Origin of the sequence: Streptomyces muensis, from assembly GCF_021474425.1 — a bacterium.
GTDB classification, from domain to species: Bacteria; Actinomycetota; Actinomycetes; order Streptomycetales; family Streptomycetaceae; genus Streptomyces; species Streptomyces muensis.
Genome location: NZ_JAKEIP010000276.1, coordinates 1 through 10467 on the forward strand (window position 1 = coordinate 1; position 10467 = coordinate 10467).

Here is a 10467-nt window from a genome sequence, read left to right on the forward strand (position 1 = left end):
CATTTTTTTATTCATCCGCACCCCCGCTATCTATCAGTTTTTTGGTTGGGGGGGGGGGATTGTTTTTTTTAGACGCGAGGGGGGGGGGGGGGGGGGGGGGGGCCCCGCCCCCCCCCCCCCCACGCCGTACGACTCCCGCGACCCCCTACACCTTCTGCCACAGCGCCGGCGTGGCCACCGGCGACCACCTGCCCTGCGCCTGGTGCGTCTGGAGGCACTGGTAGCGCACGCCCGCGTGGGTCACCGTGGCGCCGGCCTCGTAGACGCGGCCCGCGGACCAGGCGTCCGCGGCCCCGTTGTCCTGCGGAGCCGAAGCGCCCTTCTGGGCCGCCGCGGTCTTCAGGACGAGGCCGAAGTCGCTGAGGATCGGGTTGATCGGCTGGTAGAAGGTGGTGCCGCCGTCCGTGCAGTCACCCGAGCCGCCCGAGGTCACGCCCTGGGCCTGGGACCCCGAGAGGTAGGGGCCGCCGGAGTCACCCGGTTCGGCGCACACCGTGGTCTCGGTGACGCCGTCCACGGTGCCCTGGGAGTAGCTGACACTCGTGTCGTGCTGCTCGATGGTGCCGCAGTGCCATCCGGTGGTGGAGCCGGAGCGGCAGATCGACGCCCCGACGAGCGCCTGGACCGAGCCGGTGACCTGGGTGCGCTCGCCGTCCTCGCCCTCCACGTCGGCCGTGGCGGTCCAGTCGCTGTTGACGCCCACCCAGGACATGTCCTTGCCGGGGAACGTGGAGGCCTGGAACGTGCCCTGCGCGGCCATGTTGGAGCCGGTGGTCGAGTCGCCCTGGTCGCCGCAGTGACCCGCGGAGGCGAAGCCCTGCTGGTCGCCCTTGGTGACGGAGAACCCGATGGAGCAGCGGGCGGTGCCCTCGATGTAGTAGGCCTGGCCGCCGACGAGGTCCGCCAGCAGCCGCGGCCGCTGCGCCGACACCCGGATCCCGACGCCCTCGTCCTGGACGCCGGCGGTCTTGATGAAGGCGGTGGCGGCGGACCGCTCGGTCGCCTGGACGACGACCCGGTTCGTCGGCACGTCGACGTACCAGACCGGTGTGTCGCGCGTCTTGACCCGGTCGGCGGCCTTGTCCAGCTTCTCCTTCACGGCCCGCAGCTCGCTCAGCGTCCGCTTGACGACCGCGGCCTTCGCGCCCTGGGCCTGGATGGCGGACACGTCGGAGGCGCGCGTGGTCGCGACGGTGAGCTCGGCGGCGGTCGTCCCCCGCAGCCAGGCCCCCGCGAAGCGCTCGCCCAGGGAGTTGCGCAGCCGGCCGGCACGGACGCCCGCCTCCGCCTCGTTGACCAGCCGGTCGGCCGCCTGCCCCGGCTTCAGCTTGAGGTCACGCTCCAGTGCCCGCAGCACCGCCTTGGACGGCTGGTCGGCACCGAGGGTCTGCGCGGCGGTGGACGCGGGCACCGGCGCGGGGGGCGGCCCGGCCGCCGCGGCCGAGGTGACGCCGCTGAGGACGAGGGCGCCGAAAACGGTCAGGGCGGTGCGGCGGCCAGCCGCGGTATGTCTGCCGAGCATGCGAGGTACCTCCATCGAGTACAGGGGATTGCGACCACTCCAGGCCTTGACAAAAAGGCATGACTCGATGTCGGAAAAGATGATTTTTCGCGCTTTGGGGGGTGTGGAGAGCATCCGCGAGGCCGCCAAAGCTTCATCGTTCGTTTTCTTGAATCATTCGTGTTTAGCGAGGTAGGTTGTCCGCCATGACCGCATCCCAGACTCCGACCCCCGCCGAGGAGCTCCGCGGTGCCGGCCTGCGGGTGACGGCGGCGCGAGTCGCGCTGCTGGAAGCCGTCCGGGCCGGTGACCACCTCGGTGTCGAGGCCATCGCCTCGGGGGTGCGTGATCGCGTAGGTCATGTCTCCCTGCAAGCGGTGTACGAGGGCCTGCACGCACTCACCGCCGCGGGACTCGTCCGCCGTATCGAGCCGGCCGGCAGCCCGGCCCGGTTCGAGGGGCGGATCGGCGACAACCACCACCACATCGTGTGCCGGTCGTGCGGTGCCGTCGCCGACGTCGACTGCGCGGTCGGCGAGGCGCCCTGTCTCACCGCGTCCGACCACCACGGCTTCTCCATCGACGAGGCCGAGGTCACCTACTGGGGCCTGTGCCCCGACTGTTCCACCGCCAACAGTGCACCCCGAGCACTGTGATCCACCTAGTTCGGAAGGTTTCCCATGGCTGAGAACCCCGATGCGATCGTCACCGACGCGAAGACTGAGGGCACCGGCGGCTGCCCGGTCGCGCACGATCGCGCCCCCCACCCGACGCAGGGCGGCGGCAACCGTCAGTGGTGGCCGGAGCGGCTCAACCTGAAGATCCTCGCCAAGGACCCCGTCGTCGCGAACCCCCTCGGCGCCGAGTTCGACTACGCCGAGGCGTTCCAGGCCCTCGACCTGGCGGCCGTGAAACGGGACATCGCCGAGGTGCTGACCACCTCGCAGGACTGGTGGCCCGCCGACTTCGGCAACTACGGCCCGCTGATGGTCCGGATGGCCTGGCACAGCGCCGGCACCTACCGCATCAGCGACGGCCGCGGCGGTGGCGGCCGCGGTCAGCAGCGCTTCGCGCCGCTGAACAGCTGGCCGGACAACGGCAACCTCGACAAGGCCCGCCGTCTGCTGTGGCCGGTCAAGAAGAAGTACGGCCAGTCCATCTCCTGGGCCGACCTCATGATCCTCACGGGCAACGTCGCGCTGGAGACGATGGGCTTTGAGACCTTCGGCTTCGGCGGCGGCCGCGCCGACGTCTGGGAGGCCGACGAGGACGTGTACTGGGGTCCCGAGACCACCTGGCTCGACGACCAGCGCTACACCGGCGACCGTGAGCTGGAGAACCCGCTCGGCGCCGTCCAGATGGGCCTGATCTACGTCAACCCGGAGGGCCCCAACGGCAACCCGGACCCGATCGCCGCGGCCCGCGACATCCGTGAGACGTTCCGCCGGATGGCGATGAACGACGAGGAGACCGTCGCCCTCATCGCCGGTGGCCACACCTTCGGCAAGACCCACGGCGCCGGCCCGGCCGACCACGTGGGCAACGACCCCGAGGCCGCCTCCATGGAGGAGCAGGGCCTGGGCTGGAAGTCCACCTACGGCTCCGGCAAGGCCGGCGACGCCATCACCTCCGGTCTCGAGGTCACCTGGACCACCAAGCCCACCCAGTGGAGCAACGACTTCTTCGACATCCTCTTCGGCTACGAGTGGGAGCTGACCCAGAGCCCCGCCGGCGCCAACCAGTGGGTGGCCAAGGACGCCGAGGCGATCATCCCCGACGCCCACAGCGACTCCAAGAAGCTGCCCACGATGCTCACCACCGACCTCTCGCTGCGCTTCGACCCGATCTACGGGCCGATCTCCAAGCGCTTCCACGAGAACCCGGCCGAGTTCGCGGACGCCTTCGCCCGCGCCTGGTACAAGCTGACCCACCGTGACCTGGGCCCGAAGTCCCTGTACCTCGGCCCGGAGGTCCCCGCGGAGACGCTGCTGTGGCAGGACCCGCTGCCGCAGGCCGAGGGCGAGGCCATCGACGCCGCCGACGTGACGGCGCTCAAGGCCAAGCTGCTCGCCTCGGGCCTCACGGTCTCGCAGCTCGTGTCCACCGCGTGGGCGTCGGCCTCGACGTTCCGCGGCAGCGACAAGCGCGGCGGTGCCAACGGCGCCCGTATCCGCCTGGAGCCGCAGCGCGGCTGGGAGGTCAACGACCCGGACGAGCTCGCCCAGGTCCTGCGCGTCCTCGAGGGCGTCCAGGCCGAGTTCAACTCCGGTGCCAAGAAGGTCTCCCTGGCCGACCTGATCGTCCTCGGCGGTGCCGCCGCGGTCGAGAAGGCCGCCAAGGACGCCGGCGTCGAGGTGACGGTGCCCGTCACCACCGGCCGTGTGGACGCGACCGAGGAGCACACCGACCCGGAGTCCTTCGCCGCGCTGGAGCCGACCGCGGACGGCTTCCGCAACTACCTCGGCAAGGGCAACCGCCTGCCGGCCGAGTACCTGCTGCTCGACCGCGCCAACCTGCTCACCCTGAGCGCCCCCGAGCTGACCGTCCTCGTCGGCGGCCTGCGCGTCCTCGGCGCCAACCAGGGCGGCTCGCAGCACGGCGTCCTCACCGAGACCCCGGGCAAGCTGACCAACGACTTCTTCGTCAACCTGCTCGACCTGGGCACGACCTGGAAGTCCACGTCCGCCGACCAGACCACGTTCGAGGGCCGTGACGCCTCCGGCGAGGTCAAGTGGACCGGCACCCGTGCCGACCTGGTCTTCGGCTCCAACTCCGAGCTGCGCGCCCTCGCCGAGGTCTACGCGAGCGACGACGCCAAGGTGAAGTTCGTGAACGACTTCGTCGCGGCGTGGGCCAAGGTCATGGACCTGGACCGGTTCGACCTCGTCTGATCCGCGTCTGATCTCTCTCTGATCCACCCCGCACAGCACGTCCAGGCCGGCCCGCACGGGTCGGCCTGGACGTTTTTCGTGCGTATCGCGGCACCTCACAGCGCGCACCCTTCACAGAACGCACACCGAGCCCCATCAATTCTTTAGGTTTCAAGCGCTAGGCTCGCCGAAAGGGGAGTGGCCAGAGGGGGCCGAGTGGCCGGACACGGCCCGCCCGCCGCGCCACTCGCCCCTCCTTCCCCCCACCAGCACAGGAGACTCGGCGTGCTCGACGGCGACGTAGTGGTGATCGGCGGCGGCTACGCCGGCGTCCGTCTCGCGAAACGACTGGACACCACGGCACGGGTCACGCTGGTGGACCGCAAGGAAGTCTTCTTCCACCGCATCGCCTCCCTGCGCGCCGGCGTGCGCCGGGAGTGGTCGCACAGCCCGTTCATCCCGTACGATCGCCTGCTGCGCAACGGCCGCGTCGCCGTCGGCAAGGCCGTCCGCATCGACACCACCGAACGCCAGGTCGTGCTCGCGACCCGGGAGCGACTCCCGTACGACGTACTGGTGATCGCGACCGGCGCCGACTACCCCGAACCGGCCCGGTTCGCCGGCACCACCGTCGAGGAGGCCGCGAAGTCCTTCGCCACGCACCAGCAGCACATCGCCGCCGCCGAACACGTCCTGGTCGTCGGCGGCGGCCCCTCCGGGGTCGAACTCAGCGCCGAGATCCGTCTCGCCCGGCCGGACGCACGGGTCACGCTCGCCCACTCCGGGCCCGAACTGCTGCACGCCACCGGCAGCGAGCGCGCCGGACGCAAGGCACGCGGCTGGCTGGAGGCGCACGGCGTCGAGGTGTGGCTGGACGCCTTCATGTCCCCCGGCAACGACTTCGGCACCTATCGCGACGCCCGCGGCAACGTCATCGAGACCGACCGCTCCTTCTGGGCGACCGGCACCACGCCCAACACGCTCTGGCTGCGGCTGGCCGGGCACGGGGACTGGCTGAACGCGTCCGGCCACGTGAAGGTCGACCAGGCCCTGCGGGTCCAGGGATGGCTGGAGGTGTTCGCGGTCGGCGACGTCAACGACGCCACCGAGGTCAAGATCACCCCGGCCGCGCTCGCCCAGGCCGACCTGGCCGCCCACAACATCCGCGCCTACCTGAACAGCGCCGGAAAACACCGCAAGGAGCCCCGCTTCTACCGGCCGATCCACCGCACCCCGCTCATCGTCCCGTTCGGCCCGGCCGACGGGGTGACGATGCTGCCGGTGCCGGGCGGCGAGACCGCGGTCCTCGGCGGCCGCACCACCACCCTCGCCAAGGCCAAGACCCTCATGACGCCCTACATGAGGCGCCAGCTCGGGTACACCGCGGCGTAGGCGCTCCGCCGGGCGGGCCGCCATGGGGTGTCGTTCGACCGCGGCGCCGTCGTGGCTGGTCGCGCCCACGCGGCGGAGCCGCATGTCGATACGGCCCCGCGCCCCCTCGGGGTGCGCGGTCGAAACCGGGCGAGCCGGGTACTCGGAGCCTTCACCGAGCCCCGGCCGGACCGGGTGGGGAACGGAGGCGTGATGACGAGGGACCGGGAGAACACGGCGCCCGCTCGGCAGCCCGGATTCCCCGAGCCGCGCCCGCTGAACAGTCAGGAGCTGCCCCGGGACCGCAGTCAGGCGATCCTGGAGGCGGCCAAACAGGTCGGCGCGCTGCTGAAACGCAAGGGGCACACCTTCGCCCTGGCCGGCAGCGTGGCCGTGTACGCGCACGGCGGGAGCGGTCACCTCCAGCACGACGCCGACTTCTGCGTGCGCCGCTCCGACGCCGCGGCGGTGGCCGACACGCTGGCCGAGGCCGGCCTCACGGTCCGTACGCCGCCGGAGGACTGGCTGATGAAGACCACCTGCCTCGGCCAGGAGGTCGACCTCCTCTTCGAGATGGCCCACCGCCCGGTCACCACCGACATCCTGGCCCGGGCACAGGAGATCCCGGTCGACTCGGTGCACATGCCCGTGCTCGCGCCGACCGATCTCATGCGCGGACTGATCCAGGCGTTCTCCGAGCACTACTGCGACTTCGGACCGGTGCTCGCCGCGGCCCGCGCCCTGCGCGAGAAGGTCGACTGGGAGGACGTACGGCGCTCCTGCGGGGACGAGCCGATGCCCGCCGCGTTCTTCTTCCTCCTGGAGAGGCTGAACGTGATCTCCGCGACGGAGGAGCACCGATGAGCCCCCATGGCACCCGGCCCGCCCGGGGAACCGGCGACGCGCGCAACCTGGACTACCTCGTGGCCCACCTCACCGACCAGCTGGCCGCCGGGCCCCTCGGCGAGCTGGGCGTGCGCATCGAGATCCGCGGCGAGGCGATCCTGCTGACCGGCACCGTCCCGTCCGCCCAGTGCCGCGACGACATCCTGCGCAGCGCCCGCGCCGAGCTGCCGGGACACCCGGTCCACTGCGACATCGTGGTCGCGGACAACGCCGCGCCCGACCATGCCGAGGAGGTCGAATGATCCGGATCGCGGCCGTCGGGGACATCCACATGGGCCCCGAGAGCCAGGGCGTGCTCCGTCCCTCGTTCGAGACCCTGCACGAGAGCGCCGACGTCCTGCTGCTCGCCGGGGACCTCACCCGGCACGGCACCCTCGAGGAGGCCCAGGTCGTCGCACGGGAGATCAAGGACCTCGCGGTCCCCGTGGTCGCCGTCCTCGGCAACCACGACCACCACGCCGACTGCGCGGACGAGGTCACCGCCGTGCTCCAGGACGCGGGCGCACGAGTCCTCGAAGGCCGGGCCGCCGTCGTGGACAACAACGGCGCGCGCATCGGCGTGGCCGGCACCAAGGGCTTCGGCGGCGGGTTCGTGGGCCGCTGCGCCGGCGAGTTCGGCGAGCCGATCATGAAGGAGTTCGTCCGCTACTCCCGGCACCGCGCCGACACCCTGCGGGCCGCCCTGGAGGAACTGCGGGACCAGGACTGCGACGTACGCGTCGCCCTCACCCACTTCTCCCCGGTGCCGGACACCCTGGCCGGAGAGCCGCCCGAGATCTACCCGTTCCTCGGCAGCTACCTGCTGGCCGAGGCGATCGACTCCGCGGGCGCCGACCTCGCCGTCCACGGCCACGCCCACCTCGGCACCGAGCACGGCATGACCAGCGGCGGCGTCAAGGTCCGCAACGTCGCCCAGCCGGTCATCGGCAGGGCCTTCCACGTCTACCACCTGGCGCGCTGAACCCGGGCCTGCCCGCGGGGCGACGTGCGCGGGGTGTAGGCGAAGCCACGTCGATCGACAGGGCGCGGGCATGTCGGGCGGACGGGGCGCCGGGCTACCGTTTCAGGGATCCCGTGCCCGCCAGTACCCCGGACGGCCCCGCAGTGCTCGCAGATCTCTCCCCGCTCATCGCGGCGACCACCCAATGGCTGACGCGTTCCTACCCGGCGTGCGGCGGCGCGCTCGCCGCCGCGCTGGGCGAAGTGCAGGCCCGGCAGGCCGTCACCGTCGCGGCCTGGCTGCGCTACCCGACGCCGACGGACGCCGCACTGGTCGGGATGGCAGGGCCCGGTGGCTCGGCCGCCCTGGACTGGATCACCGGCGCGGACGCGACCGCGCACGACGACACGGACGACTTCGCCTGGCGCACCTGGGTGGACGAGGTCGTGGCCAGCTGGGCGGCCTGTCTGCTCACCGACGACGAACTGGCCCGGCTGGCGGTCGCCGCGCTCGCCGACGGCGATCACGCGAGCGGCGTCCCGGTCCGGTTCCGCCGCCTGGTCTCGCCGGACGCCCGGGACCGCGAGGCAGCCGCCCTCCTGCGCCACCCCGACCTCCTCGCCCCCGTGGCCGGCCTGCACCGCCCCGCACTGCACGAACGCCTCGACCCGGGCCGGGCGCTCATCGCCTGAGCCCTGCCCGGCGCGTCGGGTCGGGTCGCCAGGGACGTACGCCGGGTCAGCCCTTCTTGCCGCGTCCCGTCAGCGCGTCCCGCATACGGTCGACGAGGCCGGCGCCCGGAGCCAGCAGCTTGTTGGCCGGCGGCTTGTCCGGGGCGGACGGGTGCGGACGGGTCGGCGCCAGCTTCTTCGCCTGACGCACCTTGTCACCGAGGGAGTCGAGCGCCTCCGGCGGACAGGCCGCGCGCAGCTTGGGGAAGAGGTTCTGCTCCTCGTCGGCGATGTGCGAGCGGACCTCCGTCATCAGCGCCCCCATCAGCCGGTCGAACTCGGCATCGCCGGCGTCGCACCCCTCCAGGTCCTTCATGATCTGCTCGGCCCTGGAGTGATCGCCGATCTCCCGGTCCGCCATGGCGTCCCCGCCCGCCACATGCTCCCGCACGGCCGGGTACAGATACATCTCCTCGGCCACCGAGTGCCGCACCAGCTCCATCGTGACCTGGTCGGCGACCAGCTTGCGGTCCTTGTCGCCGTACGGAAGCGCCTCGATCCGGCCGAACATCTCCTCCACCTCGCGGTGATCGGTCACCAGCTCGTCGATGACGTTCCCACCATGACCCATGGTCTCCACCTCCAGAACGGGACGGCGGCCCGGACGGGACCCGCCGCCGCCCCCGAGTGCCCGCGCCCGACGGACTCACACGAGGGGCGGCGGAAAGGACGGGCGGGGCACGAGCGCCCATACTGGTCCGAGGTGAGGTTTCCGCCGAAAGGCCCGGGCAACCCGGGGCGTGCCGTCCCGACGCCACGACGGCGTACCGCCGTCCCCAGAGACCCCTGGGGGGTGTTCTGTAGTCCCGCACAGCACCCGCGGGCCCGCCCGTCTCCTGCGAACGGGAGTTCCGGATGACGATCAACCCGCCCCCGGCACCCGTCCCGTCGGCTCCGCGGATCGGCCTGCTCGGCTCCTACGGCGGCTTCAACATCGGCGACGAGGCGATTCTGCGGTGTGTGCTGGGCTGCCTGCGCGCCCACCGCCCGCACGCCCGGCTCGTCGTCTTCGGCCGCAACGCCGGCCACACCCGCGCCCACCAGCCGGAGGCCGACGAGGCCGTCGACTGGGAGGGAGTCCCGCAAAAACCCCTCCTCGACGCCCTCGCCGGCCTTGACCTGCTGGTGCTGGGCGGCGGCGGGATCCTCTACGACGGTGAGGCGCGCCGCTATCTGCGGCTGGTGAAGGCCGCCCACGAGCGGGGCGTGCCCACCTTCGCCTACGCGGTCGGCGCGGGGCCGCTGCGCGATCCCGACGACCGCGAGGCCGTGCGCACCGTACTGCCGCAGATGACCGAGGTCGTCGTACGCGACGAGGAGTCCCGGCTGGTCCTGGAGGAGGTCGGCGTCGAGGGCGAGCTGACCGTCACCGCCGACCCGGCACTGCTGCTCACCCCCGAGCCCTTCACCGAGCGGATGAAGCGCCACGAGGGCCTCCCGCTCGACGCCCGGCTCATCGGGATGTCCGTACGCGAGCCCGGCCGCGCGGCGGAGAAGCTCGACGAGGACGGCTACCACGCCCTGCTCGCCGAGGTCGCCGACTTCCTCGCCCGGCGGCTGGACGCACACGTGGTCTTCGTGCCGATGGAACGCCAGGACGTGCGGCACGCCCACGGTGTGCTGTCCCGGATGAGCGCCCCGGACCTGGGCCGCATCCTGCACAACTCCTACAGCCCCGGCGAGATCCTCGGCTTCATGAGCCATCTGGACATGGTCGTCGGCATGCGCCTGCACGTCGTGATCTTCGCCGCGCTCGCCGGCCTGCCGGTGCTGCCGCTGCCGTACTCCGGCAAGGTCTTCGACTTCGCCCGCCGCACCGGCGCGCCCGAACTCGTCGGCGTGGACCGGGAGCAGGCCGGTCTGCTGCTCGCCGAGGTGGACCGGCTCTGGGACGAGTTCCCGCGGCGGCAGCGGGACCTGAACAGCCGGGTCCAGGGGCTGCGGGCGCTGGCCCGGGAGACCTGCGCCCGCTGCGGAGCCCTCCTCGACAGCATCGACGGCGGGGCACGGCACGACGCGCCGCGCACGGCGGACCCGAACCTGCTCCTCACCCGGGCACCCGGACGGCCGACCTGAGGCAACCGAACCCCTCGACGGGAGAAGCGATGCCGATCCTGGAACCACCCCGCCCCGCCACGACCGTCACCC

At 72.0% G+C, this 10467-nt stretch carries 10 protein-coding genes; 8 read left to right on the forward strand and 2 right to left on the reverse strand.

Annotated elements, in window-relative coordinates:
• Window positions 1-145: 145 nt before the first annotated feature.
• Window positions 146-1522, reverse strand: coding sequence for an alpha-lytic protease prodomain-containing protein (locus tag L0P92_RS37220; protein ID WP_234767491.1), 1377 nt, complete (start codon window positions 1520-1522; stop codon window positions 146-148).
• A gap of 185 nt (window positions 1523-1707) precedes the next feature.
• Here L0P92_RS37220 and L0P92_RS37225 point away from each other — a divergent pair, with 185 nt between their 5' ends.
• From L0P92_RS37225 to L0P92_RS37255, 7 genes are all read left to right on the forward strand, one after another.
• Complete coding sequence (locus L0P92_RS37225; protein ID WP_234767492.1) at window positions 1708-2157, forward strand: Fur family transcriptional regulator; 450 nt, start codon at window positions 1708-1710, stop codon at window positions 2155-2157.
• 24 nt (window positions 2158-2181) lie between these two features.
• Window positions 2182-4392, forward strand: a complete 2211-nt coding sequence (katG, locus tag L0P92_RS37230; protein WP_234767493.1) for a catalase/peroxidase HPI — start codon at window positions 2182-2184, stop codon at window positions 4390-4392.
• A 264-nt stretch (window positions 4393-4656) separates the two neighbouring features.
• Window positions 4657-5763, forward strand: a complete 1107-nt coding sequence (locus tag L0P92_RS37235; protein WP_234767494.1) for an NAD(P)/FAD-dependent oxidoreductase — start codon at window positions 4657-4659, stop codon at window positions 5761-5763.
• A 192-nt stretch (window positions 5764-5955) separates the two neighbouring features.
• Window positions 5956-6606, forward strand: coding sequence for a hypothetical protein (locus L0P92_RS37240; RefSeq protein WP_234767495.1), 651 nt, complete (start codon window positions 5956-5958; stop codon window positions 6604-6606).
• Window positions 6603-6890 (forward strand): BON domain-containing protein, encoded by a 288-nt coding sequence (locus L0P92_RS37245; protein WP_234767496.1) that lies wholly within the window; start codon window positions 6603-6605, stop codon window positions 6888-6890. Before L0P92_RS37240 ends, L0P92_RS37245 begins: the two co-directional genes overlap by 4 nt.
• Window positions 6887-7609 carry a metallophosphoesterase family protein gene (locus L0P92_RS37250; RefSeq protein WP_234767497.1) on the forward strand — a complete coding sequence of 241 codons (723 nt, stop codon included), beginning with the start codon at window positions 6887-6889 and terminating at the stop codon, window positions 7607-7609. Before L0P92_RS37245 ends, L0P92_RS37250 begins: the two co-directional genes overlap by 4 nt.
• A 143-nt stretch (window positions 7610-7752) precedes the next feature.
• The gene (locus L0P92_RS37255; RefSeq protein WP_234767500.1) at window positions 7753-8280 is read left to right on the forward strand and encodes a hypothetical protein; all 528 of its coding nucleotides are present in this window, start codon (window positions 7753-7755) and stop codon (window positions 8278-8280) included.
• Between the two features lie 46 nt (window positions 8281-8326).
• Here L0P92_RS37255 and L0P92_RS37260 read toward each other — a convergent pair whose 3' ends face one another.
• On the reverse strand, window positions 8327-8890 hold the full coding sequence (locus L0P92_RS37260) for a hemerythrin domain-containing protein (protein ID WP_234767498.1): 564 nt from the start codon (window positions 8888-8890) through the stop codon (window positions 8327-8329).
• A gap of 284 nt (window positions 8891-9174) precedes the next feature.
• Here L0P92_RS37260 and L0P92_RS37265 point away from each other — a divergent pair, with 284 nt between their 5' ends.
• A complete protein-coding gene (locus L0P92_RS37265; protein WP_234767499.1) occupies window positions 9175-10395 on the forward strand; it encodes a polysaccharide pyruvyl transferase family protein in 1221 nt (406 codons plus the stop codon).
• Window positions 10396-10467: the final 72 nt, after the last annotated feature.

What these genes read in the sequence shown, in the direction of transcription:
- L0P92_RS37220 (WP_234767491.1), bottom strand. Translation starts at nt 1,522, where the DNA reads ATGCTCGGCAGACATACCGCGGCTGGCCGCCGCACCGCCCTGACCGTT.
- L0P92_RS37225 (WP_234767492.1), top strand. Translation starts at nt 1,708, where the DNA reads ATGACCGCATCCCAGACTCCGACCCCCGCCGAGGAGCTCCGCGGTGCC.
- katG (WP_234767493.1), top strand. Translation starts at nt 2,182, where the DNA reads ATGGCTGAGAACCCCGATGCGATCGTCACCGACGCGAAGACTGAGGGC.
- L0P92_RS37240 (WP_234767495.1), top strand. Translation starts at nt 5,956, where the DNA reads ATGACGAGGGACCGGGAGAACACGGCGCCCGCTCGGCAGCCCGGATTC.
- L0P92_RS37245 (WP_234767496.1), top strand. Translation starts at nt 6,603, where the DNA reads ATGAGCCCCCATGGCACCCGGCCCGCCCGGGGAACCGGCGACGCGCGC.
- L0P92_RS37250 (WP_234767497.1), top strand. Translation starts at nt 6,887, where the DNA reads ATGATCCGGATCGCGGCCGTCGGGGACATCCACATGGGCCCCGAGAGC.
- L0P92_RS37260 (WP_234767498.1), bottom strand. Translation starts at nt 8,890, where the DNA reads ATGGGTCATGGTGGGAACGTCATCGACGAGCTGGTGACCGATCACCGC.
- L0P92_RS37265 (WP_234767499.1), top strand. Translation starts at nt 9,175, where the DNA reads ATGACGATCAACCCGCCCCCGGCACCCGTCCCGTCGGCTCCGCGGATC.